The sequence below is a fragment of the Micromonospora sp. WMMB482 genome (genome assembly GCF_019038635.1).
Lineage (GTDB): Bacteria > Actinomycetota > Actinomycetes > Mycobacteriales > Micromonosporaceae > Micromonospora > Micromonospora marina.
Genome location: NZ_JAHOPD010000020.1, coordinates 154,392 through 178,510, shown reverse-complemented (window position 1 = coordinate 178,510; position 24,119 = coordinate 154,392). Strand labels below are relative to the sequence as shown.

The following is a 24,119-nucleotide window of genomic DNA, read 5'->3' as shown; positions in this document are numbered from 1 at the left end:
CGGTCAGGCCGTGCCGTCCAGCTCCGCGTAGCCGCGGCGGGCAGCGATCAGGCCCGGCCGGGCGCCGAACGGCGACTCGGCCGCCACCCGCTCCGGCGGTGCGCTGCCGGTGTGCCCGGCGCGGATCAGCCACGCCTGCCGCGCGAGCTGCGTGTGCTGCTCGCGGACGAAGTCCACGCCGACCGGCTCGCCGTGACCGGGCACCACCACCGTCGCGGGCGTGGTCAGCCGCAGCAGGTCGGCGAGCGCGTCCGGCCACCGCAGGGGGTACGACTCCTCGAACGCCGGTGGCCCGCTCTGCTCCACCAGGTCGCCCGCGACCACCACGTCCGCGTCGGGCACGTGCACCACCAGGTCGGCGTCGGTGTGCCCGTGCCCGGGATGGCGCAGCACCACCCGCCGGCCGCCCACGTCGAGCACCGTCTCCTCGTGCACCTCGTGCGTCGGCGCCCGCAGCTCGGTGCGCGCCAGCTCCTCGGCGAGCGCCGGATGCCCGGCGCGCATCTCCTCGTACGCGGCGCGGCGCACCGCGTCGGACCGGTCCCGCAGCGCCGCCGCGGCCTGGGCCTGCGCGTAGATCGCGGTGTCCGGCCCGGCGAGCGTGGCGTTGCCGAAGCAGTGGTCGAAGTGGTGGTGCGTGTTCACGATCGTCCACGGGTACGGCGTGACCGCCCGCGCCGCCTCCGCCAGCTCCCGGGCCTGCCCGGCGGTGGAGAGCGTGTCGACGAGCAGCGCCGCGCCGTCACCGACCACCAGCACGACGTTCACCGCGAGCACCGGCTCGCGCCGCACGTGCACCCCGGCGGCGACCTCCGTGAACCCGGCGGTCATGACTGGCGCACGGCCCGCTCGACGAAGCGCTGCCGGTCGACCAGCGCCCGCTCGACGCGCCCCTGCGCCGCCACTGTCGGGCCGTCGGTGACTGTCACGTCGAAGACGAGCCGCTTCCCGTCGACCTTCACCAGCTCGGCGTGGGCCGTCACGGTACGCCCCACCGGTGTGGCCGCGCGGTGCTCCAGCTCGACCCGCACGCCGACGGTGGTGAACCCGGACGGCATCCGGGTCGCGGTGGCGGCCACCGTCGCCGCCTCGGCCAGCGCCAGCACCCGCGGTGTGCCGAGCACCGGCACGTCCCCGGAGCCGACCGCCTGCGCGGTGTCGGCGTCGGCCACTGTGAGCTCGACCCGGGCGGTCAGGCCCGGCGTGAAGGGCGACTCCGGCTGCTCCTGCATGCGGCCGAGCCTAGTGCAGCCGACCCGCGGCCGTCCGGCGTCCGGGCCGCCGCCGGCCCGGTCGTCACCGCCCGCCCGCAGGGCTGCCGGTCGCCCGCCGTTAACCTTGACCACGATGGCCGAGCAGACACAATCTCCGACCCCCGCCCCCGCCGCGACCACCGAGTCGCCCGACGGCGGGCGCCGCCGTGTGATCGCGATGACCGTCTGGGGCGTCGCGTTCGTCGTCGCGTGGCTCGGCATCGGCCTGCCCACCGACCCGGCGTACGCGTTCCTGTGGATCTGGGCCGGCACGGTCGCGTGGAACTCGGCCCGCCCGTGGCGCAGCCACCTGCGGTTCGCCCGGGACTGGATCCCGGTGGTGCTGCTGCTCGCCGCGTACAACCTGTCCCGGGGGTTCGCCGACAACGGCGCCACCCCGCACGCGATGGAGCTGATCGTCGCCGACCGGTTCCTCACCGGCTGGCTCACCGGCGGCGAGGTGCCGACGATCTGGCTCCAGGAGCGCCTGTACGACCCGGCCGAGGTGCGCTGGTGGGACGTGCTGGTGAGCTGGATCTACTTCTCGCACTTCGTGGCGACGTTCGCCGCCGCGGCCGTGCTCTGGATGCGTAACCGCCGGCGCTGGATCGCGTACATGTCCCGCTGGGGCTTCCTGTGCGCGGCCGGACTGGTCACCTACTTCGCCTACCCGGCCGCGCCGCCGTGGTGGGCGGCGCAGAACGGCCTGCTGACCGAGGTCGCGCGGATCTCCACCCGGGGCTGGAAGGAGATCGGTATGCACGGCGCGGGCAATCTGCTCAACGCCGGGCAGATCGCCTCCAACCCGGTGGCCGCGATGCCGTCCCTGCACACCGCGTTCGCGCTGTTCGTGGTGCTCTTCTTCATGCGGTCGGTGCGCAAGCGCTGGTGGCCGCTGATGCTCGCGTACCCGCTGGCCATGACGTTCACGCTGATGTACAGCGGCGAGCACTACCTGATCGACGTGCTGGTCGGCTGGGCGTACGTGGGCATGACGTTCCTGGTGGTCGGCCTGGCCGAGCGCTGGTGGGCGGCGCGGCAGGCCCGGCGGGCCGGCGCGCCCGCCGCCGCGCCCGTCGACGGCGACACCGCCGCCGAGACCCCGGACCGGGCGGCCGGCGACCGGGACGCGGTGCCCGCCGAGCGCCGGTAGGCCCTCGGCAGTCCGCCGACTCCCCGGCGGACCGTGCCGTCGCCGTCACCGCGGTGGCGACCCGACCCGATCCGACCCGATCCGATCCGATCCGACCCCGGCCTGGTCCGGCCCGGTCCGGTTCGGCCCGGCGGTCAGTGGTCGCTGTCGCTCCGGCGGGCGGTCCGCGACCGCTCGGTCAGTTCCGCGGCCAGCTCCCACGCGTCGGCCAGGTCCCGGTGGACGGCCGCCGCCCCGGCCCCACCGGCGGTGTCCGCGTGCACGGTGGCCAGCCGCAGCAGCCGCTGCACCGGACCGCGGGTGACGCGCACGCTCTGGATCCGGGCGTACGGCACCAGCGTCACCTGCCTGGTCAGCAGCCCGGAGCGGGCCACGAAGACCTGCTCGTCGAGACCCGCGCCGACCACCTTGCGGCTCAGCGGGTGCAGCCACCGGGCCCGCGACGGGGGTGGCGTGGCGGGCAGCGCGTCCAGTCGTACGCCGGGCAGCACCTCCGCCACGACCATCGCGCCGGTGCCCGCGTCGCCGACCGGCAGCAGCCGGTCCGGACGGTTGCGGTCCTCGAGCTCACCGGCCGAGTAGCCGGCCACCTCCAGACGCAGGCGCAGCCACCCCTTCATCCGCCACAGCAGCGGCCAGGTCGCCCGTACCGTCTGCACCCGGCGCAGCGGCACGGTCTGCATCCGCGTCTCCAGCAACCCGTTGTGCACGCGCAGCGTGCCGTCGTCCCGGTCGAGCCGGAAGCCCCAGTCGTCGAGCACCCGGCGGATCGGTTGCAGCACCACGCCGGCCATCGCGGTGAGCGTGCTGGCCACCGCGATGAACGACCACGAGCCCTCGGACAGGAACTGGGCGCCGACGAACACCAGGCCGACCGGCAGCAGGAACGCCTGCGGCGTGAGCAACTGGCTGATCAGCAGATCCTGGTTGCGCACGGCGTGCAGCCGGCGACCTTCCGGCACGGGCGCGGCCGGTGCGCCGGGCTCGGCCGCCGGAGCCGGCGCCGGTGCGGAGCGGCCGGCCACCGCGAGCAGCCGCTGCCGCAGCGCGGTGGCCTCGGCCACGCTGAGGTAGGCCAGCGGCGCCTCGGTCTTGCCCCCGCCGACCACCTCCAGCCGCAGCTCGGCCAGGCCGGTGAGCTGGGCCAGCAGGGGCCGGACCACCTCCACCGCCTGCAACCGCTCCAGCGGGATGGCCCGGGTACGCCGCCACAGCAGACCCTCGTACACGCGCAGCTCGCGGCCCACCAGGTGGTAGCCGGTGTTCCACCAGCTCACCACCGACAGCACGGTGGCGCCGAGCACGAAGACCGTGACCAGCACCGCGAACCAGCCGAACCCGACCCGCGACAGCGTCGACCAGGAGAGCCCGGCGATCACCACGACCAGCGACTTCGCGCCGTGCAGCGCCGGGCTGAGCGGATGCAGCCGCTGCCGTGGCTCCTCACCACCGGCGGGCGGCCCGGCCGCCGGACCCCACGGACCCGGGTACGGCGGCAGCGGCGCGGGCCACGGCCCGGGTGCCGCGTCGGGTCCGGGCGGCGGGCCGTATCCGGGTGCCGTCGAGCCGGGCGGCCCGTAGCCGGGTGGCGGTGCGTACCCGGGAGGTGGCCCGTATCCGGACGGCGGTCCGTATCCGGGTGGTGGCCCGTATCCGGGCGGTCCGGGGACGGACGGCGCGGCGGGCGGGCCGTAACCCGGCGCCGGCGGCCACTGATACCCGTTGGCGGGCTGTCCCGGCCCGGGCTGTCCCTGAGCCGGCGACTGTTCCGGCGCAGGAGGCTGCGCCGGGCCGGACGGCGCCGGCCGGCCCGGCGCCGGGTCGGGCCGGTCCTCGGAGGGCGGCGGGGCGCCGGAGTCGCTCCGTTCGCTCACAGGCCCTCCGCCCGGTCCTCGCCCAGCGCGGTCAGCCGGTCGCGCAGGCGGGACGCCTCGGCCGGACGCAGCCCCGGCACACGGGCGTCGCTCGCGGCGGCGGCCGTGTGCAACTGCACCGTGGCGAGGTCGAAGGCGCGCTCCAGCGGACCCGCGCTCACATCGACGAACTGCATCCGCGAGTACGGCACGATGGACAGCCGCCGCACCAGCAGGCCGTGCCGCACGAGCAGATCGTCGTCGCGCTCGGCGTACCCCCAGGCGCGGACCGCGCGCACGATCGTGATCGTCCGCCAGACGCCCAGCAGCAGCGCCCCGCCGACGGCGGCGCCGAGTAGCCAGTGCCCGGCCAGCGCCCAGGCCACGCCGAGCACCACGAGTGCCACCGCCAGCCCGATGCCGAGCCGGATCAGCTCCACCCAGATCAGGTCGCGGGAGATCGGCTGCCAGCGGACCGTGTCGGGCCAGGGCTCCAACGCGCTGCGCGAGGCGGGCGGGAGGCCGGCGGGGCCGTCACCGCTCACCGGGAGGACCTGCCGTGCTCGCCGCCGGTACGGGCTCGGTTCGTCTGCTCGCTCACGCTTCGAGCGTAGGCGATCAGGGAAGCGGGACCACCTCGCGGAGGAAGCCGCGTGCGTCGAGGAAGTCACCGAGGGAGCCGCGGTGGTCCGGGCAGGCCAGCCAGGTCTTGCGCCGGTCGGGCGCGTGCAGGCGGGGATTGTGCCAGCGGAGCTGGTACGCGGCGGGTGCGCGACACCCCCGCGCCGAGCAGATCAGCGTCTCGTCCGGGGTGGTGGGAGTCGTCACCGGGGCGAGTCTAGAGGCCGCACGCCGGGAGTTTTAGCGCCGGGCGGCCACGGGGGGAGCCGCCCGGCGACGGGGTGAATCGTACACACCGCGTACCCCTTGTTGTCCACCCGTGTTCAGCGTTTTCCGCGCGGCGGGACGGCGTGGCCGGACGGCGCGGCGAAAATCGTGTCTCTCCCACCCTCGGCTCTCAGCAAGGCATGACAGTCTTGATACGCACCACGCCGCGACGACGACCCTGCTGTGGAGGACCGGTGGCCCAGCCGACCACGCCCGACGTGCCGAACCCGACCGAGGTGGCGCCGGACGCGCCGCCCCCGGCGGGCACCACCCCGGCACAGGACGCCACGCTGCTGGAGCGGGCGCTGTTCGAGACCAAGCGGGTGATCGTCGGTCAGGACCGGATGGTCGAGCGGATGTTCGTCGCGCTGCTGGCGCGCGGTCACTGCCTGCTGGAGGGCGTGCCGGGCGTGGCCAAGACGCTGGCCGTGGAGACCCTGGCCCGGGTCGTCGGTGGCTCGTTCGCCCGGGTCCAGTTCACCCCCGACCTGGTGCCCGCCGACATCATGGGCACCCGGATCTACCGGCAGTCCAGCGAGAAGTTCGACGTCGAGCTGGGCCCGGTCTTCGTCAACTTCCTGCTCGCCGACGAGATCAACCGCGCGCCGGCCAAGGTGCAGTCGGCGCTGCTGGAGGTGATGAGCGAGCGGCAGGTCTCGATCGGCGGCGAGAGCCACCGGGTGCCGGACCCGTTCCTGGTCATGGCCACCCAGAACCCGATCGAGCAGGAGGGCGTCTACCCGCTGCCGGAGGCGCAGCGGGACCGGTTCCTCATGAAGATCGTCGTGGGCTACCCGACCGACGCCGAGGAGCGCGAGATCGTCTACCGGATGGGTGTGGCCCCGCCCGAGCCGGCCCGGGTGTTCGACACCCCGGACCTGGTCTCCCTCCAGCACAAGGCCGACCAGGTGTTCGTGCACAACGCGCTCGTCGACTACGCGGTCCGGCTGGTGCTCGCCACCCGGGCGCCGGCCGAGCACGGCATGCCCGACGTCGCCCAGCTCATCCAGTACGGGGCCAGCCCGCGCGCCTCGCTCGGCCTGGTCCGGGCCACCCGCGCGCTGGCGCTGCTGCGCGGACGGGACTACGCGCTGCCGCAGGACGTGCAGGACATCGCGCCGGACATCCTGCGCCACCGGCTGGTGCTCAGCTACGACGCGCTCGCCGACGACGTACCGGCCGACCACATCGTGCACCGGGTGATGTCGACCATTCCGCTGCCCGCCGTCGCGCCCCGCCAGCAGGCCACACCGCCGCCACCGGCCGTCCCGCACAACGGATGGCCCGGGCAGCGGCCGTGATCCAGCCCACCCCGCTGAGCGCCGCCGGCGACCGCTCGGGGGCCGTGCTGGCCCGGCTCCAGCTCATGGTCACCCGCAAGCTGGACGGGCTGCTCCAGGGCGACTACGCCGGGCTGCTGCCCGGACCGGGCAGCGAGGCGGGGGAGTCCCGGGAGTACCGGCCCGGCGACGACGTACGCCGGATGGACTGGCCGGTCACCGCCCGCACCACGATGCCGCACGTCCGGCGTACCGTGGCCGACCGTGAACTGGAGACGTGGCTGGCCGTCGACATGTCGGCCAGCCTGGACTTCGGCTCCGGGCGGTGGCTCAAGCGGGACGTGGCGGTCGCCGCGGTCGCCGCGCTGGCCCACCTGACCGTGCGGGGCGGCAACCGGATCGGCGCGGTGGTCGGCACCGGCGGGCCGGGGACGATGCTGCGGCTGCCCGCCCGCTCCGGCCGCAAGGAGGCCCAGGGGCTGCTGCGGGCGGTCGCCGGCGCCGAGATCCGGCCCGGCCGCAGCGACCTCGGCGCGCTCGTCGACATGCTCAACCGGCCGCCCCGGCGGCGCGGCGTGGCGGTGGTGATCTCCGACTTCCTCGCGCCGCCGCAGCAGTGGGGCCGGCCGCTGCGTAAGCTGCGGGTCCGCCACGACGTGCTGGCCGTCGAGGTGGTCGATCCGCGGGAACTGGAACTGCCCGACGTGGGGGTGCTGCCGGTGGTCGACCCGGAGAGCGGTGAACTGCACGAGGTGCAGACCGCCGACCCGGGCCTGCGCCGCCGGTACGCCGAGGCGGCGGCCGCCCAGCGTGGTGCGATCGCCGCCGAGCTGCGCGCCGCGGGCGCGGCCCACCTGCGCCTGCGTACCGACCGAGACTGGCTGCTGGACATGGTGCGTTTCGTCGCCGCGCAGCGGCACGCCCGCACCAGAGGGACGACTCGATGATCCGTTTCATGCAACCGTGGTGGCTGCTGGCCGTGCTGCCGGTGCTCGCCCTCGCCGCCGCGTACGTCTGGCGGCAACTGCACCGCCGGCAGTACGCGCTGCGGTTCACCAACGTCGACCTGCTGCGTACCGTCGCGCCGAAGGGACTGGGCTGGCGGCGGCACATCGCGGCCACCGCGTTCCTGCTCTGCCTGCTGGTGCTGGCGACCGGGCTGGCCCGGCCGGCGATCGACACCCGGGAGCCGCTGGAACGGGCCACCGTGATGCTCGCGATCGATGTGTCGTTGTCGATGCAGGCCGACGACGTGTCACCGAACCGCCTGGAGGCGGCGCAGGAGGCGGCCAAGCAGTTCGTCGGCGAGCTGCCGGAGAGCTACAACCTGGGGCTCGTCTCGTTCGCCAAGTCGGCGAACGTGCTGGTGCCGCCGACCAAGGACCGGGCCGCCGTCACCACCGCGATCGACGGGCTGGTGCTGGCCGAGGCGACCGCCACCGGCGAGGCGGTCTTCACCTGCCTGGAGGCGATCCGCTCGGTGCCGGCCGACGGCGCCGCCGGTATCCCGCCGGCCCGGATCGTGCTGCTGTCCGACGGCTACCGCACGTCGGGCCGCTCGGTGGAGGAGGCCGCCGCGGCGGCGCAGGCGGCGAACGTGCCGGTGTCCACCATCGCGTTCGGCACCGACTCGGGGCAGGTGGACATCGGCGGGCAGCTCCAGCGGGTGCCGGTGGACCGCACCGCGCTGTCCCAGCTCGCGGAGACCACCCAGGGCTTCTTCTACGAGGCCGCGTCGGCCAGCGAGCTGAAGCAGGTCTACCAGGACATGGGCAGCTCGATCGGCTACCGCACCGAGCCGCGCGAGATCACCCAGTGGTACGCGGGGATCGCGCTGCTGCTGGCGCTGTGCGCGGGCGCGCTGAGTCTGCTCTGGACGTCCCGGCTGGTCTGAGCCGGAAACCGGCCGGCGGTGGTCAGTGACCGCCGCCGGCCAGCACGAACAGGACCGCCACCCAGACGGCGGCGAGGGTGAAGCCCAGCGGGGCGACGTAACGGCTCATGAGTGTGCTCCGTGGCGACGGTCGGCCCGGTGCGGGCCGTGGGGGGTCGGGACGTACGCGCACGAAGTCGTGACCGGGTGCTCCGCCGCGCGGCAGGCCACGCCCCGGCGTGTCAGCCGGAGAGGGATGCGGTGCGGAGGGCGGGAAGCGGGTCAGCCGCGTCGACCGAGCCGTGGCTCAGCGGGGCTGACGGTGGGCCCGGCCACGACTGGGAGGATCGCTATCTCGCACAGCGATCACCTCCTGCGGTCGGCGGAGCCCGGAGCGGGCACGGAGCGGCCCGCAGACGCGATGATCGTACACCCGGGGGTGTGGGTGTCGCACGCGCGGCCGCCGGTCCCGCGGACCCCGGCCGCGGCGGCGCTGTGACCTGCGCGGGTTAGCGCTTACCTGTCGGTAACCCCTAGGCTCCGACCGACCGAGAGATCACTGGAGCAGAGGGGGATCCGTGGCCCGAACCGTGCTGGTGACCGGCGGGAACCGGGGGATCGGCCTGGCCATCGCGCAGGCGTTCGCCAAGCAGGGCGACCGGGTGGCCGTCACGTACCGCAGTAGCGGAGCCCCAGGTGCCGGCGCAGCCGAGCCGGGGTTTGACGCAGGCGGAGCCGGCGGTCAGAACGGCCTGTTCGGGGTGCGGTGCGACGTGACCGACGCCGAGTCGGTCGACGCCGCGTTCACCGCCGTCGAGGCCGAGCTCGGCCCGGTGGAGGTCCTGGTCGCCAACGCCGGCATCACCGACGACACGCTGATCATGCGGATGTCCGAGGAGCAGTTCGCCCGCGTCCTCGACACCAACCTGACCGGTTCGTTCCGGGTCGCCAAGCGGGCCTCGACGAAGATGCTCCGCGGCCGCTGGGGCCGGATGATCTTCATTTCCTCGGTGGTCGGCCTCGCCGGCGGCGCGGGCCAGGTCAACTACGCCGCCAGCAAGGCCGGCCTGGTCGGCGTGGCCCGCTCGATCACCCGCGAGCTGGGCACCCGCAACATCACCGCGAACGTGGTGGCGCCCGGCTTCATCGACACCGACATGACCGCGGGCCTGTCCGAGGAGCGCAAGGCGGAGATCCGCAAGTCGATCCCGGCCGGCCGGATGGCCACCCCGGACGAGGTCGCGGGCGTCGTCACCTGGCTCGCCTCGGACGCGGCCGGATACGTCACCGGCGCCGTCATCCCGGTCGACGGCGGCCTCGGCATGGGTCACTGAGCAGAGCACGGAGGAGACACGCAATGTCCGGACTTCTCGCCGGTAAGCGACTGCTGGTCACCGGCGTCATCACCGACGCCTCGATCGCCTTCTCGGTGGCGAAGCTCGCCCAGGAGAACGGCGCGCAGGTCGTGCTCACCGGCTACGGCCGGCTCTCCCTGGTGGAGCGGATCGCGAAGCGGCTGCCCGAGCCGGCGCCCGTGATCGAGCTGGACGTCTCGAACGAGGACCACCTGGCCGGGCTGGCCGACAAGGTGCGCGAGCACGTCGACGGCCTGGACGGCGTCGTGCACTCGATCGGGTTCGCCCCGCAGAGCTGCCTCGGCGGCGGCTTCCTCGACGCCCCGTGGGCGGACGTGGCGACGGCGCTCCAGGTCTCCACCTACTCGTACAAGTCCCTCGCCATGGCGGCGCTGCCGCTGATGTCCGCCGGCGGTGCCGTGGTGGGTCTCACGTTCGACGCCACCAAGGCGTGGCCGGTCTACGACTGGATGGGCGTGGCCAAGGCCGGGCTGGAGTCCGCCTCCCGCTACCTGGCGCTGCACCTGGGCAAGCAGGGCATCCGCAGCAACCTGGTCGCGGCCGGCCCGCTGCGGACCATCGCGGCCAAGTCCATCCCCGGCTTCGACCAGTTCGAGGACGCCTGGACCGAGCGGGCCCCGCTGGGCTGGAGCCTGACCGACTCCGAGCCCGCCGCCCGGGCCTGCCTGGCGCTGCTGTCCGACTGGTTCCCGGCCACCACCGGCGAGATCGTCCACGTCGACGGCGGCTACCACGCCATCGGCGCCTGAGATGTAAGGAGGGGCCCCTTCTTAACGCCTCGTGCAGCGGAAGGGGCCCTTGTTAACACGCCGCGGCCCGGGTGGTCACCGCCTCGACCAGGGGGCGTCGCCACGCCGTGACGGCGGGCGGGGAACAATGGCCCCATGGCGTACGACGCGTTGGTGCTGGTCTCCTTCGGTGGCCCGGAACGGCCCGAGGACGTTCTCCCGTTCCTGCAGAACGTGACCCGGGGGCGGGGGGTGCCCCCGGAGCGGCTGGCCGAGGTCGCCGAGCACTACATGCACTTCGGCGGGGTGTCACCGATCAACCAGCAGTGCCGCGACCTGCTCGCGGCGATCCGCGAGGACTTCGCCGCCAACGGCGTCGACCTGCCGGTCTACTGGGGCAACCGCAACTGGGATCCGATGCTCGCCGACACCGTCGCGCGGATGCACGACGACGGGATCACCCGGGCGCTGGCGTTCGTCACCAGCGCGTACGGCGGCTACTCGTCCTGCCGCCAGTACCAGGAGGACATCGCCTCGGCCCGCGCCGCGGTCGGCCCGGACGCCCCGCTGATCGAGAAGCTGCGCCAGTTCTGGGACCACCCCGGCTTCATCGAGCCGCACGTCGACGCGGTCCGTGCCGCGCTGGCCCAGCTCGACCCGGCGAAGCGGGACGGCACCCGGCTGGTCTTCACCGCGCACTCGGTGCCGATGTCGGCGGCCGCCACCGCCGGCCCGCACGGCGGCCGCTACACCGCCCAGATGGAGGAGGTCGCCCGGCTGGTGCACGCCGCGGCCGCGCCCGACCTGGCGTACGACCTGGTGTGGCAGAGCCGGTCCGGGCCGCCGCAGGTGCCGTGGCTGGAGCCGGACGTCAACGACCACCTGGCCACCCTGCCCGAGCAGGGCGTGACGAGCGTGGTGGTCAGCCCGATCGGCTTCGTCTCCGACCACCTGGAGGTGGTGTGGGACCTGGACACCGAGGCGCTGGAGACGGCCAAGCAGCTCGGCCTGGACTTCGTCCGCGCCGGCACACCCGGGGTCGACCCGCGGTTCGTGGCGATGGTCCGCGAACTGGTCCTGGAGCGCACTGCCCCGGACGGCGAGCGGCTGCGCCGCCGGCTCGGCGAGCTGCCCGCCTGGGACATCTGCCCGGCGGTGTGCTGCGTGCCCCCGGCCCGCCGGCCCTGAGCCCGACCCGACGACACCCCTGGGGACGACACGATGCTTGACCGCAAGCCGGTGCAGAGCTGGCTCACCGACATGGACGGCGTGCTGGTGCACGAGGGGCAGCCGGTGCCCGGCGCCCCGGAGTTCGTCAAGAAGCTGCGCGCCTCCGGCAAGCCGTTCCTGGTGCTGACGAACAACTCCATCTACACCCCGCGTGACCTCCAGGCCCGGCTGGCCCGGATGGGGCTGGACGTGCCGGAGGAGGCGATCTGGTCCTCGGCGCTCGCGACCGCCCAGTTCCTGGCCGACCAGCGGCCGGGCGGGACCGCGTACGTGATCGGTGAGGCCGGCCTGACCACGGCGCTGCACGCGGTGGGGTACGTGCTCAGCGACTTCGCCCCTGACTACGTGGTGCTGGGGGAGACGCGGACCTACAGCTTCGAGGCGATCACCAAGGCGATCCGGCTGATCAACGACGGCGCCCGGTTCATCTGCACCAACCCGGACGCCACCGGCCCGTCGATGGAGGGCGCGCTGCCGGCGGCCGGCTCGGTGGCGGCGATGATCTCGAAGGCGACCGGGGTCGACCCGTACTTCGTCGGCAAGCCCAACCCGATGATGATGCGCTCGGCGCTGAACACCATCGACGCGCACTCCGAGTCGACCGCGATGATCGGCGACCGGATGGACACCGACATCCTGTGCGGCCTGGAGGCCGGGCTGGAGACGATCCTCGTGCTCACCGGGATCAGCAGCCGGACCGAGGCGGAGCGGTACCCGTACCGTCCGTCGCGGATCGTCGACTCGGTGGCCGACCTGATCGACGAGGTCTGAGCCGGGGCGCGGCCGGGGCCCGCTAGATGTAATGCCCATGAGGGTTGTTGACGGCGTGGCGGCTTGAGACGAGGCGAGACCTCCGGCGAGGTGTGAGGTGCTGACGCCCACACGGAACCGGAGGTCTCATGGCCCACCGTAATGCCCGGCTGACCATCCACGGCCGGCGGCTGCTCATCACGCGTGTCGTTGACCAGGGTCGGCCGGTGGCCCACGTCGTGAAGGAACTGGGCTGTTCTCGGGCCACCGGCTACAAGTGGCTGCAGCGGTGGCGGGCCGAGGGCGACGCTGGTCTGCGGGATCGATCCAGCCGGGCTCACCACCAGCCGCACAAGACGTCCGCCCAGTTGGAGGCGCGGGTCTGCCAACTGCGCCAGGAACGCAAACTCGGGGCTCGCCGGCTCGGACCGTTGCTCGGGATGCCGGCCTCGACGGTGCACGCCGTTCTGACGCGGCACGGTCTACATCGCCTGGCCTGGCTCGACCGGCCCACCGGTCAGCTCATCCGCCGCTACGAGCGCGACCGGCCCGGCGAGCTGATCCACGTCGACGTCAAGAAACTCGGCCGGGTTCGCGACGGCGGCGGCTGGCGCATCTTGGGCCGCGACAGCCTGGAACACCGCCGTGCCCGCAACGCCAGCCGTGTCGGCTTCGACTACGTGCACTGCGCCATCGACGACCACACCCGTCTCGCCTACGCCGAGATCCACCCCGACGAGAAGACCGACACCTGTGCCGGCTTCCTACGCCGCGCTGCCGAGCACTTCGCCACCCACGGCATCACCCGCGTCGAACGCGTCATGACCGACAACGCATTGGCCTACCGCCGCGGCCGAGCCTGGCACCAGGCCCTGACCGACCTCGGTGCCACCGCCCGCTTCACCCGCCGCTACCGACCACAGACCAACGGCAAAGCCGAACGCTTCAACCGCACCCTGTGCGACGAATGGGCCTACGCCCAACCCTTCACCAGCAACCAGCAACGCGCTGACGCTCTACCCGCCTGGTTGCACACCTACAACCACCACCGCAACCACACCTCACTCGGCGGCAAACCACCCATCAACCGCGTCAACAACGCTGCTGGGCATTACAGCTAGAGCCGCAGCGGCGCGTTGCAGGCGGCCACCAGGGCCTGCCGGCACGCGGTGGTGAGCGGCCGCAGCGCCGCGTCCCGCTGCTGCGCCTCGTAGGTGTTCACCGCGCCGCCCGGCGCGCTCTCGCCGGCCAGTGCGAGCACGCGGTCCAGCACCGCGGCGCGGGCGAACAGGCGGCGGGCCCGTGGGTCGAAGCCGGGGGGCAGGTCGGTGGCGCCGTCCGGGCGGCGCAGCGCGGCGAGCGCACCGGCCAGCTCCGGCCGCCACTGCGCGACGTCCAGCCGGGTCAGCATCGCGGTGGTCTCGGCCAGCACGGCGGCGAGTTCGGCCTCGGCCTCCGCCGCGCCCGGCGTGGCCAGCGACGCCTTCGGCGCGTCCGTCGGCAGCGGATGGACTCGCCAGAGCACCGTCTCCCAGGTCATCCCGGAGCCGGAGGTGTGGGTACGGACCTCGGGCACCAGCCCCATCCCGCTCGCCACCACCGCCTCGCCCGCCACCAGCGCCGCCCCGGCGAACGCGCCCGGACCGGGCAGGCCGCGCGGGTCGCCGGGCGCGGGCAGGACCAGGCGGATGTCGTCGGGTGAGTGCTTGGCGAGGCTGGGCAGCGCCTCCCGCAGCGACACGTCGGTCCAGGTGCCGGGGGCGTCGGCGACGAGGTGCTCCTCGTCGCCGGCGACGGCGTCGGCCACCTCGTCGAACGGCACGAGACCGGCTCGCCAGGCACGCACCCAGGCGACGAACCGGCTCGACCGGCGCGGAGCCAGCGTGGCCGCGCCCGTTGCGGGGGAGGACATGCGGAAAGGGTACGTGCTCCGCGCCGCTGCTGTCTCGGCTGCCGCTCCGGCGGCGCGACCTGGCCCCAACTGCCCCCTTCGCACCGGTTCGTGCCGACGGATGACGGCCCGGTCGGCGCGTCGCCGGGCGACACGCCGGGGCGCTGGCTAGCGTCTGCGGCATGGCGGGGCGATACGACGGGGACGTGCTGGCCGGCGACTGGCGACGACGGAAGGTGACCCCCGAGGTCGACGCCGAACCCGACCTGGTGGTCGAGGACGCCGACTCCGGGTTCTGCGGCGCAGTGGTGGGATTCGACTCCGGCGCGGTGGTGCTGGAGGACCGGCACGGGCGGCGACGCAACTTCCCGCTGCGGCCCGCCGCGTTCCTGCTCGACGGCGAGCCGGTCACGCTGCGACGGCCGGCCCGCGCCCCGGTGCCCGCCGCGCGCCGGCGTACCGCGTCCGGCTCGGTCGCTGTGGACGGCGTACGGGCGCAGGTCGCCAAGGCCAGCCGCATCTGGGTCGAAGGGGTGCACGACGCCGCGCTGGTCGAGCGGATCTGGGGCGATGATCTGCGCATCGAAGGCGTGGTGGTGGAACCGCTGGACGGTATCGACGCGCTCGCCGACGAGGTGCGCGCGTTCGCGCCCGGACCCGGCCGCCGGCTCGGTGTGCTCGTCGACCACCTCGTGCCCGGCTCGAAGGAGAGCCGCATCGTGGCCCGGGTCACCTCGCCGCACGTGCTGGTCACCGGGCACCCGTACGTCGACGTGTGGCAGGCGGTACGCCCGGCGGCGCTCGGGATCGCGGCGTGGCCCGTGGTGCCTCCGGGTCAGCCCTGGAAGGAGGGCGTCTGCGCGGCGCTCGGGGTGGCCGAGCCGGCCGACATGTGGCGGCGCATCCTGTCCCGGGTGGACAGCTTCGCCGACGTGGAGACGCCGCTGATCAACGCGATGGAGCGCCTGATCGATTTCGTCACCGAGCCCGGGTGAGTGGTGGCCGCTCGGTCGTGGTTGCTGTCAGGGCTGCTCGGCCTGCGGCCGAAGTGGTTGCGGTTGCGGCCCGGGGGTGGTTGCGGTTGGGCGCCCAGGGCAGTTGCGGTTGAGGGCCGGGGGGACCGTGCCCGGCTCCGGGCGTTCAGGCTTGATCCCTGCGCCGGTCACGGTCCCCCCCCGGCCCCGCCGTGCGCCGGCTCCGCCCGCCCCCGAACCCCGGAACCCCCGTCCTGCCCGAGCTCCCCGCCCCGGGCTCCCTTCCAGACCCCGTCCCCGGCACCCCTCGCCTGGTTGATCAAGGAGTTTGTGGGCGTGCTGGAGATCAACGCCGACACAAAGTCCTTGATCACCGCGGTGAGCGGTGTGGATGAGCGTCGATCATGGAGTTGTGGTCCCTGTGGATCGGGCAAAGCGGGGTGAAATGGGGGCTACAAGTGCAAGATCGGCGAGGCGGGGGCGGGGGCGGGGGCGAGGGCGGGGCGGGGGTTAGGGGGTCTGGTCGGGGGAGCGGGTCAGGACGAATGTGGCTATGTCGAGGGCTACCGGGGTGCCGGAATCGTCGCGGATCACCGTGAGGATCTCGCCGTCCTGGGAGCCGGAGCGGCCCCGCCACCGGTCCGGTCCCTCGGGAGTGAACCGGAGCAGTGGCTTGCCCACAAGGCCGCCGACCAGGTCACCGGAGGCGTCGACGCGGAACTCGTACTCGCCGCCCATCCACCACCAGCGGCCGGTCAGCGCGGCCACGTCGGCGGCGGGCGGGTCGGCCGGGCGCCAGGGGGCGGGCGCGGCTGGTTCGGCGTCCAGCACCAGCGTGAGCGCCTCCCGGCCGAGCGCGCCGATGTGGTGGCCGCGCAGCCCGTACGCGTTGGCGAAGTTGACCACGGCGGTGCGGGTGGGCCGGTGCACGGCCAGGCCGGCGACGTAGCCGGGCATGGAACCGCCGTGCCCGACGTACACCCGGTCGCCGACCCGGTAGAGCTCCACGCCGAGGCCGTGCCCGCCGGTCCACGAGTCCAGATCGTTGATCACCATGGGCGCGCACATCTCGGTGAGCGTGGCCGGGGAGAGCAGCGCCGGGTCCGGGTCGGCCAGGAACGCCGCCCAGCGGCCCAGATCCTCGACAGTCGACCAGAGCTGCCCGGCCGGGGCCATCGCGCCGGTGTCGGTACGCGGCTCCTCCCGCAGCGTCTCGTCCCAGGGGTGCACGACGTAGCCGTGGGCGTACGGCTGGGACGGGTGGTACGTGGTGCGGCGCATGCCCAGCGGCGTCAGCAGCCGCTCGGTCAGCAGGTCCGCCCACGGGGTGCCGGTGGTCCGTTCCAGCATGGCGCCGAGCAGCCCGTACGCCAGGTTCGAGTAGTGGTAGACGAAGTGCGGCGGGTGGGCGATCTTGTCCGGCGTCAGCCCGGCCAGCAGTGTGGCCAGGTCCGTGCCCTCGGCGCGCTCCCACCAGTCGCCGTCCGGCTCGCGTTGCAGGCCGCTGACGTGGCCCAGCAGTTGGCGCACTGTCACCGCGCCGACCGGGGTGCCGGGCAGGTGGGCGTCCAGCGGGTCGTCGAGCGCCAGCCGACCGGCGTCGCGCTGCTGCATCACCAGCACCGCGGTCATGGTCTTGGTGATCGAGCCGACCCGGTACTGGAGGTCGCCGTCCGGGCGGGGCGTCTCACCGGCGGCCGCCAGGTGCGCCAGCCGGCCGTCGCGGACCACGCCGAGGGCGAGCGAGGGACCGCGCCCCTCGGCCTGGGCACGGGCGACCAGCAGGTCCACCTGACGCGCGGTCTCGGGCAGCAGGGACATGTCGTCCTCCTCGTCGTCCGGGGGGCGCGGAACGCCGTGCGAATCCTAGCGATCATGACAGTTCGATGACACGTGCGCGGACGTGTCAGGATTGTTCTCGTGGACGCCGTGTTCTGGATCGTTCTGGGTGTGGTATTCGCGGTCGCCGAGATCTTCACGACGACGCTCTTCCTGATCATGTTCGGGGTCGGGGCGTTCGCCGCGGCCGGTGCCGCGGCGCTCGGTGCGCCGGTGGCGCTCCAGGCGGTGGTCTTCGCGGTGGTGTCGGCGCTGTCGGTGGCGGTGGTCCGTCCGGTGGTCCGGCGGCACGCCCGGCCGTCGCTGGAGACCGGGGAGCAGCCGTTCGGGGTCGAGGCGCTGGAGGGGGCCACGGCTGTGGTCCTGGAGCCGGTCGACGCCGACCGGGGCATGGTCAAGATCGGTGGCGAGCTGTGGACGGCCCGCTCGTACGACGTGACGCGCACGTACGCCGAGGGTGAGCGGGTGCAGGTGATCAAGGTCCGGGGCGCTACCGCCCTGGTATGGCAGGACGACATTTCCACCCCGGGCGAGTTGCCCGAAGCGAAAAGGTGAACGGTATGGAGTTTCTGGCGATCCTGATGATCGCGGTGGCGTTGATCGGTGTGGTGACGCTGTTCAAGGCGGTGCGGATCGTGCCGCAGCAGCGTCAGGACGTGGTCGAGCGACTGGGCCGGTACAAGCGCACGCTGAACCCGGGCCTCAACCTGCTGGTGCCGTTCGTCGACGCGGTGCGCACCAAGGTCGACATGCGCGAGCAGGTGGTCAGCTTCCCGCCCCAGCCGGTGATCACCTCTGACAACCTGGTCGTCTCGATCGACACGGTTCTCTACTTCAAGGTGGTCGACTCGGTTCGCGCCACCTACGAGATCTCCAACTTCCTCCAGGCCATCGAGCAGCTCACCGTCACCACGCTGCGTAACGTGATCGGCTCGCTCGACCTGGAGCGCGCGCTGACCAGCCGTGAGGAGATCAACCGGCACCTGTCCGGCGTGCTGGACGAGACCACCGGCCGCTGGGGCATCAAGGTGACCCGGGTCGAGATCAAGGCGATCGAGCCGCCGCCGAGCATCCGCGACTCGATGGAAAAGCAGATGCGCGCGGAGCGGGACCGCCGTGCCGCGATCCTCAACGCCGAGGGGCACAAGCAGTCGCAGATCCTCACCGCCGAGGGTGAGAAGCAGGCCGCCGTGCTGCGAGCCGACGGTGACCGGCAGGCCCGGATCCTCCAGGCGGAGGGTCAGGCCAAGGCGATCCGTACCGTCTTCGACGCGATCCACACCGCCAACCCGAGCCAGAAGGTGCTGGCCTACCAGTACCTCCAGGCGCTGCCGCAGATCGCCAACGGCACTGCCAACAAGGTCTGGATCGTTCCGACCGAGCTGACCAAGGCCCTGGAGGGCATGGGCGGCGCGCTGGGCGGGCTCGCGAACATGGCCGGCGACGTGCCGTCGCCGGAGGCCGCCAAGAGTGCCGGCGAGGTCGAGCGGGAGGCCGCCGAGGCCGCCCAGGCCGCGGCCGTCGCGGCCCAGGAGATCCACGACGAGGTACGCGTGGCGGAGGCGCAGGCCACCGGCGGCACCAACCCGAAGGGTCTGCCCGCGCCGGAGCCGGTGTCGCCGGCGAGCCTGGTGAACGACCCGGCGGACCAGCGCGAGCGGGGCTGACCGCCAAATCCGAGAATCCCTCATACGGCGCTCCGGCGGCTGCCACCATCGGTCTTGAGGACGGGTGGTGAGCAGGGCCGGAGCGCCGTTGCGCGTCCCGGGCCGCCCGCGGCGCGAACGAGGTGAGGCATGAAGGACCCGGCGAACCGGCTGTTCTCCCGTACCCCCGTCCCCGGCGCGCACGACCCCGCCGGTCCGATCGGATCCCGGCGTGCCGGTGGGGGCTTCGGGGTTCTGCCGTTCGTCTCCGAACCCGGCCGGGGAGCGCCTGCGACCGACGCGACCTGGGCCTGGTCGATCCGCCGGTTCGCCCGCGCGGCGGTCTGGCTGCTCCCGGCGTACGCGGTCCTCTACGGCGTGGTGGCGATGGCCAGCGACGGCGGGGTGGGCAACGACCCGTACCCGGCCGACGGCCGCCCGCTCTACCTGGTCGGCTGGGTCGCCTCGGTGTGGCTCGGCCTGCTCGCCCTGCTCGCGCTCACCGGCCTGCTCGCCGCCACCCGCTGCCGCCGTGTCGCGCTGGCCGGGCTGCTCGCGAGCATCGGCGGGATGGTGCTGATGCTGCCGTTCGCCGGGCTGGCCGAGCAGACGCCGGTGTTCGGCGTGACCGCGCGCGGCATCGTGCTGTTCGGCGCCACCCTGTACAGCGTGGGCTGGTTCCTGACCGGCTGGTCGGTCGCCCGGTCCGGCATGTTCTCCTACGGCGACGGGACGATGCTGATGATCGCTGCCCCGCTGCTCGGCCTCGGTGGCGCGCTGATCGGCTCGCTGCAGACGTTCGGCGCGCTCTTCGTGCTGGTCGCCGGCATCGGCATCGGCTACCGCAGCGGCCGCCTGGTGCCCGAGACCATCGCCCGGGACGCGGCCGCCGCCAGCGTCGCCGCCGCACCCCTGCCGCCCGCGTCACCGAAGGGCCCACTCGGGGCGGGCTGACCGTTTCTTCAGCTGGGCGGTCGCCGTGAAGTAACTGACAGTTGCCTGGGGAGGTGGCCGGTAGGCGGCTTTCGTGGCAATCCTTGCGTCCATGCCGTCTCCCAGGTCGCCGCTGTCGCGGCTGTTCACCGTGCTGCTGGCCGGCCTGCTCGCCGGGCTCGTCCTCGCGCTCGCCGCGCTTCCCGGGGGCCTGCTCGGCGGGTTCGCCGCCCGGGCCGCGCTCGGCGCGTACGCGGACCTGCCCGACGCGCTGCGCACCCCGGTGCAGCCGCAGCGCTCCTACCTCTACGCCAACGACGGCAAGACGCTGATCACCACGTTCTACGACGTGAACCGCACCGACGTGTCGCTGGACGAGATCGCCCCGGTGATGCGGCAGGCGATCATCGCGGCCGAGGACCGGCGGTTCTACTCGCACGGCGGCGCGGACCTGCGCGGCATCGCCCGCGCGCTGGTGGCGAACGTCTCCGGCGGCGGCACCGAGCAGGGCGGCTCCACGCTGACCATGCAGTACGTCCGCAACGTGCTCAAGACCGACCCGAACCGCACCCCCGAGGAGCGGCAGGCCGCCACCGAGCAGACCGTCGGGCGCAAGCTCCAGGAGATCCGGTACGCGAACGCGCTGGAGGAGTCGCTGTCCAAGGACGAGATCCTCAACCGCTACCTCAACATCGCGTACTTCGGCTCCGGCGCGTACGGCGTCGCCGCCGCGAGCCAGCGCTACTTCGGCAAGGCCCCGGCCGACCTGACCCTGGGCGAGGCGTCGCTGCTCGCCGGACTGGTCCAGTCGCCCGACGCGTACAGCCCGATCGACGGCGACAAGGACCAGGCGCTGGCCCGGCGCGGGTACGTGCTCGACGCGATGGCCGAGACCGGCGCGATCACCGCACAGCAGGCCGCCGCGGCGAAGGCCGAGGCGCTCACGCTGCGCCCGACCGCCCAGCCCAACGGCTGCACCGCCACCGCCCAGGACCACGACGGCTGGGGCTTCTTCTGCGACTACCTGCGCCGCTGGTGGCTCACCCAGCCGGCCTTCGGCAGCACGCCCGAGGAGCGGGAGCAGGCGCTGCGCCGGGGCGGCTACCGGGTCGTCACCACGCTCGACGCGAAGATCCAGGAGACCGCGCAGGAGCAGGCCACCGAGGTCTACGGGTACGGCGACAAGCGGGCGCTGCCGATCGCGGCGGTCGAGCCCGGCACCGGCCGGGTACTCGCCATGGCGGTGAACCGGCACTACAACCTCGACGACAACCCGGACGGGCAGACCAACCACCCGAACACGGTCAACCCGTTGATCTCCGGCGGCGCCAGCGTCGACGGCTACCAGGCCGGGTCGACGTTCAAGATGTTCACCATGCTGGCCGCGCTGGAGGCCGGCAAGCCGCTGGCCACCGGCTTCGACGCCCCCAGCCGGCTGCCCACCCGGTACGCCTCGGACGACGAGGGCAACTGCGACGGCACGTGGTGCCCGGCGAACGCCAACCCGCAGTGGATGGACGGCTACCGGATGATGTGGGACGGCTTCGGCCGCTCCGTCAACACGTACTTCGTCTGGCTGGCCGAGCAGGTCGGCGAGGACAAGGTGGTGGAGATGGCGCAGCGCCTCGGCATCACCTTCCGGGCCGACTCCGACGCCGCGTTCGCCCGCGACGACGCCGCGAACTGGGGCGCGTTCACGCTCGGCGTGGCCGCCACGACCCCGCTGGACCTGGCGAACGCGTACGCGACGGTGGCCGCCGAGGGCACGTACTGCACGCCGTTGCCGGTGGTCTCGGTGACCGCGCCCGACGGCGACGCCGTGGACGTGGCGCAGCCGTCCTGCAAGCGGGTGCTCGAACCGGACGTGGCCCGCGCCGCCACCGACGCGGCCCGCTGCCCGGTCGGCCAGCAGTCCGCGTTCGACCAGTGCAACGGCGGCACCGCCACCGCCGTCGACCGGATCGTCGGCCGCCCGGTGGCCGGCAAGACCGGCAGCTCGGAGCGCAACGCCACCGAGACGTTCGTCGGCTACACCCCGCAGGTCGCGGTCGCTGGTATCGCCGCCAACCCGGACGACGTCACCGACCTGGTCGGCTCCGCGGTGCAGGCGAAGGTGATCGACGCGGTGGCCCGGACCATCAAGACGGCGCTCACCGGCAAGCCGGTGGCCGACTTCACCGCGCCGAGCCGGGCGCTGGTCGGCGACCCGCAGCGCCCGCAGCCGCCCCGCCGCACCGAGCCGGACCGGCGCGAGCAGCGCCAGGAGAGCGAGCTGCCCTCCGACGTGCTCCGCTGGCTGCGCGGCCGCGGGTAAGGAAGGGCCCCTTCTTAACGCCTCAGGTAGAGCAGGGGCCCCTTCTTAACGCCCGCCACGGTCCGGGGCCATCGCCGCCGCGCGCACCGTCGCCTCCAGCGCCGGATAGACGGTACGGCCGAACAGCGCCACGCCGTCGGCGCGGCCGAGCGCCCGGGCCAGCCGGTTCCGCCGCCCGCCGGCGTTCTCGAAGTACCGCGCCGGGACACCCCGCTCGCGCAGCCGCGCCGCGAGCGCCCTGGCCTGGGTCGTCTTGCCGGAGCCGTCGACGCCGATCAGGGCGATCATCACGGGGCGGATCACGCCCGGAGGCGAGCCGGAAATCGACGCCGCCGGGCTGTCGGATCCGCCCGGCCGGCTCCGACCCACTGGCGAGCGCGCCCGTTCCGGGGGCGCCGTGCGAAGCGGAGGAACACATCATGGGCAAGCTCGTCTACGGGGTGCACACGTCGGTCGACGGCTTCATCGAGGGGCCGAACGGCGAGTTCGACTGGCCGGAGATGGGGGAGGAGCTGTCCGCGTACTCGATCGGTCTGTCCGAGCGGGCCGCCGCCTTCGTCTACGGACGGCGGGTGTGGGAGATGATGTCCTCCTACTGGCCGCAGGCCGAGTCGATCTCCGACCACCCGCACGACCTGGCGTTCGCGCCGATCTGGCGGCGTACCCCGAAGGTCGTGGTCTCCCGCACGCTCGCCGAGGCTTCCCACGGCGCCGTGGTGGTCGGCGGCGGCGACCTGGCCGAGGAGATGGTGGAGGTCCGCGAGCGGTTCCCCGGTGACCTGCTGGTCACCGGCGGCACCGGCGCGGCGACGGCGCTGGCCGCGCTCGGGCTCGTCGACGAGTACGAGGTGATCGTGCACCCGGTGGTGCTCGGGGGTGGCCGGCAGGTGCTGCCCGACCTGGCCCGGCAGCAGCTGCGGCTGGCCGAGACGCGCACGTTCGACGGGCGGTCGGTGCTGCTGCGCTACGCGCGGACCTGACGCCTCAGCGGCCCCGGCGGCGGGGCCGGTACGTGGCGAGCGCGGCCGGTACGCCGCGCCGCGACGCCGAGGTCATGCCGTTGATCCCGTCGCCGGGATAGCCGTGGTAGCGGTGCACGCCCCACTCGGCGAGCCGGGCCACCAGGTAGTCGGCGACGGTGGCGTCGCTGGGGAGGTCGCCGTCGTGATCCGCGCCCATGGTGGTCCCGCCGTCGCCGTCGGCCGTCCGGCTCCGTTCCCCGCTCGGGACGGCGGAAACCCGGCCCGCGCCGGAGCGGCCGGGCGGGCCGGGCAGAATCGCCTGGTGCCCGTCCACGAGATCACCGACCCCGACGACGACCGGATCGCCGACTACCGCGCGCTCACCGACGTGGAGCTGCGTACCCGCTGGGAACCGCCGCACGGGCTGTTCATCGCCGAGGGGGAGCTGGTGCTGCGGCGGGCGCTGCGGGCCGGCTACCCGGCCCGGTCGTACCTGGTCGACGCCAAGCGGGTCGACCAGCTCGCCGACCTGGACACCGGTGACGCGCCGGTGTACGCGGCCTCGCCGGACGTTCTTCAGCGCGCCACCGGCTTCCACGTGCACCGGGGCGTGCTCGCGTCGTTCCACCGCAAGCCGCTGCGCTCCGCCGACGAGGTGCTGGCCGCGGCCGGGCGGGTGGTGATCCTGGAGGACGTCAACAACCACACGAACCTGGGTGCGATCTTCCGGGGCGCCGCCGCGCTCGGCGTCGACGCGGTGCTGCTGTCCCCGACCTGCGCCGACCCGCTGTACCGGCGCAGCGTACGGGTCAGCATGGGCGAGGTGTTCGCAGTGCCGTACGCCAAGCTCGACAGCTGGCCGGAAGGGCTGGACCAGGTCCGGGCGGCCGGGTTCACGGTGCTCGCGATGACGCCCGCGCCGGATGCCGTACCGATGCAGCGGCTGACCCCGGCGCAGCGGGAGCGGGCGGCGTTGCTGCTGGGTGCGGAGGGGCCGGGGCTGACCGCGGCGGCGCAGGCGGCCAGCGACGTGCGGGTGGTGATCCCGATGCGGCGCGGGGTGGACTCGCTGAACGTGGCGGCCGCCGCGGCGGTGGCGTTCTGGGAGCTGGGGCGCGCGGACCCGATCTGAGGAGCAGGTTGCATGACCATGCGAGGCGGTGCATAATCTTCCTT

Annotated in this window: 25 protein-coding genes; 16 read left to right on the top strand and 9 right to left on the bottom strand. The window is 73.6% G+C overall.

The genetic code is table 11. The features are described from left to right. Positions 1-3 precede the first annotated feature (3 nt). Both KSK32_RS01630 and KSK32_RS01625 read right to left on the bottom strand, forming a co-directional pair. The gene (locus KSK32_RS01630) at positions 4-831 is read right to left on the bottom strand and encodes an MBL fold metallo-hydrolase (protein ID WP_216928101.1); all 828 of its coding nucleotides are present in this window, start codon (positions 829-831) and stop codon (positions 4-6) included. Continuing rightward, positions 828-1,232, bottom strand: coding sequence for a thioesterase family protein (locus KSK32_RS01625; protein ID WP_216928100.1), 405 nt, complete (start codon positions 1,230-1,232; stop codon positions 828-830). Before KSK32_RS01625 ends, KSK32_RS01630 begins: the two co-directional genes overlap by 4 nt. A 115-nt stretch (positions 1,233-1,347) precedes the next feature. Here KSK32_RS01625 and KSK32_RS01620 point away from each other — a divergent pair, with 115 nt between their 5' ends. Next, positions 1,348-2,406: a phosphatase PAP2 family protein gene (locus KSK32_RS01620; protein WP_216928099.1), complete on the top strand. Its 1,059-nt coding sequence runs from the start codon at positions 1,348-1,350 to the stop codon at positions 2,404-2,406. Between the two features lie 134 nt (positions 2,407-2,540). Here the strand turns inward: KSK32_RS01620 and KSK32_RS01615 are convergent, their stop codons facing one another. The 3 genes from KSK32_RS01615 to KSK32_RS01605 form a co-directional block, all read right to left on the bottom strand. After that, the gene (locus tag KSK32_RS01615) at positions 2,541-3,905 is read right to left on the bottom strand and encodes a PH domain-containing protein (RefSeq protein ID WP_254187327.1); all 1,365 of its coding nucleotides are present in this window, start codon (positions 3,903-3,905) and stop codon (positions 2,541-2,543) included. A gap of 371 nt (positions 3,906-4,276) precedes the next feature. Next, positions 4,277-4,804: a PH domain-containing protein gene (locus tag KSK32_RS01610; protein WP_216928098.1), complete on the bottom strand. Its 528-nt coding sequence runs from the start codon at positions 4,802-4,804 to the stop codon at positions 4,277-4,279. A 73-nt stretch (positions 4,805-4,877) separates the two neighbouring features. After that, positions 4,878-5,087 (bottom strand): hypothetical protein, encoded by a 210-nt coding sequence (locus tag KSK32_RS01605; protein WP_018788370.1) that lies wholly within the window; start codon positions 5,085-5,087, stop codon positions 4,878-4,880. Between the two features lie 254 nt (positions 5,088-5,341). Here KSK32_RS01605 and KSK32_RS01600 point away from each other — a divergent pair, with 254 nt between their 5' ends. From KSK32_RS01600 to KSK32_RS01565, 8 genes are all read left to right on the top strand, one after another. Next, positions 5,342-6,448, top strand: a complete 1,107-nt coding sequence (locus tag KSK32_RS01600; RefSeq protein WP_216928097.1) for a MoxR family ATPase — start codon at positions 5,342-5,344, stop codon at positions 6,446-6,448. Then, entirely contained in the window at positions 6,427-7,374 is a 948-nt protein-coding gene (locus KSK32_RS01595; RefSeq protein ID WP_216928096.1) for a DUF58 domain-containing protein, read from the top strand. Before KSK32_RS01600 ends, KSK32_RS01595 begins: the two co-directional genes overlap by 22 nt. After that, complete coding sequence (locus tag KSK32_RS01590) at positions 7,371-8,321, top strand: VWA domain-containing protein (protein WP_216928095.1); 951 nt, start codon at positions 7,371-7,373, stop codon at positions 8,319-8,321. The genes KSK32_RS01595 and KSK32_RS01590 overlap by 4 nt, the downstream gene beginning before the upstream one ends. 557 nt (positions 8,322-8,878) lie before the next feature. Further along, the gene (gene fabG / locus KSK32_RS01585; protein WP_216927941.1) at positions 8,879-9,634 is read left to right on the top strand and encodes a 3-oxoacyl-[acyl-carrier-protein] reductase; all 756 of its coding nucleotides are present in this window, start codon (positions 8,879-8,881) and stop codon (positions 9,632-9,634) included. Positions 9,635-9,657: 23 nt separating this feature from the next. Beyond that, on the top strand, positions 9,658-10,425 hold the full coding sequence (gene fabI / locus KSK32_RS01580) for an enoyl-ACP reductase FabI (protein ID WP_216927942.1): 768 nt from the start codon (positions 9,658-9,660) through the stop codon (positions 10,423-10,425). Between the two features lie 135 nt (positions 10,426-10,560). Further along, a complete protein-coding gene (locus tag KSK32_RS01575) occupies positions 10,561-11,592 on the top strand; it encodes a ferrochelatase (RefSeq protein ID WP_216927943.1) in 1,032 nt (343 codons plus the stop codon). Positions 11,593-11,625: 33 nt separating this feature from the next. Beyond that, on the top strand, positions 11,626-12,405 hold the full coding sequence (locus KSK32_RS01570; RefSeq protein ID WP_091048117.1) for an HAD-IIA family hydrolase: 780 nt from the start codon (positions 11,626-11,628) through the stop codon (positions 12,403-12,405). A 128-nt stretch (positions 12,406-12,533) separates the two neighbouring features. Further along, complete coding sequence (locus tag KSK32_RS01565) at positions 12,534-13,505, top strand: IS481 family transposase (protein ID WP_216928094.1); 972 nt, start codon at positions 12,534-12,536, stop codon at positions 13,503-13,505. Here KSK32_RS01565 and KSK32_RS01560 read toward each other — a convergent pair. After that, positions 13,502-14,296 (bottom strand): hypothetical protein, encoded by a 795-nt coding sequence (locus tag KSK32_RS01560; protein WP_216928093.1) that lies wholly within the window; start codon positions 14,294-14,296, stop codon positions 13,502-13,504. The two genes, KSK32_RS01565 and KSK32_RS01560, sit on opposite strands and share 4 nt — an antisense overlap. Before the next feature lie 161 nt (positions 14,297-14,457). Between KSK32_RS01560 and KSK32_RS01555 the strand changes: the two genes are divergently transcribed. Then, a complete protein-coding gene (locus KSK32_RS01555; protein WP_216928092.1) occupies positions 14,458-15,270 on the top strand; it encodes a DUF3097 domain-containing protein in 813 nt (270 codons plus the stop codon). A gap of 489 nt (positions 15,271-15,759) precedes the next feature. Here the strand turns inward: KSK32_RS01555 and KSK32_RS01550 are convergent, their stop codons facing one another. Beyond that, positions 15,760-17,070, bottom strand: coding sequence for a serine hydrolase (locus KSK32_RS01550; protein ID WP_216928091.1), 1,311 nt, complete (start codon positions 17,068-17,070; stop codon positions 15,760-15,762). A gap of 99 nt (positions 17,071-17,169) precedes the next feature. Between KSK32_RS01550 and KSK32_RS01545 the strand changes: the two genes are divergently transcribed. From KSK32_RS01545 to KSK32_RS01530, 4 genes are all read left to right on the top strand, one after another. Next, entirely contained in the window at positions 17,170-17,643 is a 474-nt protein-coding gene (locus KSK32_RS01545; protein ID WP_216928090.1) for an NfeD family protein, read from the top strand. 5 nt (positions 17,644-17,648) lie between these two features. Continuing rightward, the gene (locus tag KSK32_RS01540; RefSeq protein ID WP_216927954.1) at positions 17,649-18,755 is read left to right on the top strand and encodes an SPFH domain-containing protein; all 1,107 of its coding nucleotides are present in this window, start codon (positions 17,649-17,651) and stop codon (positions 18,753-18,755) included. A gap of 129 nt (positions 18,756-18,884) precedes the next feature. After that, positions 18,885-19,688 carry a hypothetical protein gene (locus tag KSK32_RS01535; protein ID WP_216927953.1) on the top strand — a complete coding sequence of 268 codons (804 nt, stop codon included), beginning with the start codon at positions 18,885-18,887 and terminating at the stop codon, positions 19,686-19,688. A 91-nt stretch (positions 19,689-19,779) separates the two neighbouring features. After that, the gene (locus KSK32_RS01530; protein WP_254186915.1) at positions 19,780-21,981 is read left to right on the top strand and encodes a transglycosylase domain-containing protein; all 2,202 of its coding nucleotides are present in this window, start codon (positions 19,780-19,782) and stop codon (positions 21,979-21,981) included. A 45-nt stretch (positions 21,982-22,026) separates the two neighbouring features. On the opposite strand, the gene KSK32_RS01525 is transcribed toward KSK32_RS01530, so the two are convergent. Next, positions 22,027-22,284: a hypothetical protein gene (locus tag KSK32_RS01525; protein ID WP_289256471.1), complete on the bottom strand. Its 258-nt coding sequence runs from the start codon at positions 22,282-22,284 to the stop codon at positions 22,027-22,029. Positions 22,285-22,400: 116 nt separating this feature from the next. Here KSK32_RS01525 and KSK32_RS01520 point away from each other — a divergent pair, with 116 nt between their 5' ends. Continuing rightward, positions 22,401-22,961, top strand: a complete 561-nt coding sequence (locus KSK32_RS01520; RefSeq protein ID WP_216928088.1) for a dihydrofolate reductase family protein — start codon at positions 22,401-22,403, stop codon at positions 22,959-22,961. Positions 22,962-22,965: 4 nt separating this feature from the next. Here the strand turns inward: KSK32_RS01520 and KSK32_RS01515 are convergent, their stop codons facing one another. Next, positions 22,966-23,277, bottom strand: coding sequence for a hypothetical protein (locus KSK32_RS01515; RefSeq protein WP_216928087.1), 312 nt, complete (start codon positions 23,275-23,277; stop codon positions 22,966-22,968). On the opposite strand from KSK32_RS01515, the gene KSK32_RS01510 reads away from it, so the two are divergent. Next, complete coding sequence (locus KSK32_RS01510; RefSeq protein WP_254187322.1) at positions 23,263-24,075, top strand: RNA methyltransferase; 813 nt, start codon at positions 23,263-23,265, stop codon at positions 24,073-24,075. The two genes, KSK32_RS01515 and KSK32_RS01510, sit on opposite strands and share 15 nt — an antisense overlap. Positions 24,076-24,119: the final 44 nt, after the last annotated feature.

What these genes read in the sequence shown, in the direction of transcription:
- KSK32_RS01625 (WP_216928100.1), bottom strand. Translation starts at nt 1,232, where the DNA reads ATGCAGGAGCAGCCGGAGTCGCCCTTCACGCCGGGCCTGACCGCCCGG.
- KSK32_RS01560 (WP_216928093.1), bottom strand. Translation starts at nt 14,296, where the DNA reads ATGTCCTCCCCCGCAACGGGCGCGGCCACGCTGGCTCCGCGCCGGTCG.
- KSK32_RS01535 (WP_216927953.1), top strand. Translation starts at nt 18,885, where the DNA reads ATGAAGGACCCGGCGAACCGGCTGTTCTCCCGTACCCCCGTCCCCGGC.
- KSK32_RS01555 (WP_216928092.1), top strand. Translation starts at nt 14,458, where the DNA reads ATGGCGGGGCGATACGACGGGGACGTGCTGGCCGGCGACTGGCGACGA.
- KSK32_RS01540 (WP_216927954.1), top strand. Translation starts at nt 17,649, where the DNA reads ATGGAGTTTCTGGCGATCCTGATGATCGCGGTGGCGTTGATCGGTGTG.
- KSK32_RS01570 (WP_091048117.1), top strand. Translation starts at nt 11,626, where the DNA reads ATGCTTGACCGCAAGCCGGTGCAGAGCTGGCTCACCGACATGGACGGC.
- fabI (WP_216927942.1), top strand. Translation starts at nt 9,658, where the DNA reads ATGTCCGGACTTCTCGCCGGTAAGCGACTGCTGGTCACCGGCGTCATC.
- KSK32_RS01590 (WP_216928095.1), top strand. Translation starts at nt 7,371, where the DNA reads ATGATCCGTTTCATGCAACCGTGGTGGCTGCTGGCCGTGCTGCCGGTG.
- KSK32_RS01630 (WP_216928101.1), bottom strand. Translation starts at nt 831, where the DNA reads ATGACCGCCGGGTTCACGGAGGTCGCCGCCGGGGTGCACGTGCGGCGC.
- KSK32_RS01565 (WP_216928094.1), top strand. Translation starts at nt 12,534, where the DNA reads ATGGCCCACCGTAATGCCCGGCTGACCATCCACGGCCGGCGGCTGCTC.
- KSK32_RS01530 (WP_254186915.1), top strand. Translation starts at nt 19,780, where the DNA reads ATGCCGTCTCCCAGGTCGCCGCTGTCGCGGCTGTTCACCGTGCTGCTG.
- KSK32_RS01550 (WP_216928091.1), bottom strand. Translation starts at nt 17,070, where the DNA reads ATGTCCCTGCTGCCCGAGACCGCGCGTCAGGTGGACCTGCTGGTCGCC.
- KSK32_RS01520 (WP_216928088.1), top strand. Translation starts at nt 22,401, where the DNA reads ATGGGCAAGCTCGTCTACGGGGTGCACACGTCGGTCGACGGCTTCATC.
- KSK32_RS01595 (WP_216928096.1), top strand. Translation starts at nt 6,427, where the DNA reads ATGGCCCGGGCAGCGGCCGTGATCCAGCCCACCCCGCTGAGCGCCGCC.
- KSK32_RS01620 (WP_216928099.1), top strand. Translation starts at nt 1,348, where the DNA reads ATGGCCGAGCAGACACAATCTCCGACCCCCGCCCCCGCCGCGACCACC.
- KSK32_RS01575 (WP_216927943.1), top strand. Translation starts at nt 10,561, where the DNA reads ATGGCGTACGACGCGTTGGTGCTGGTCTCCTTCGGTGGCCCGGAACGG.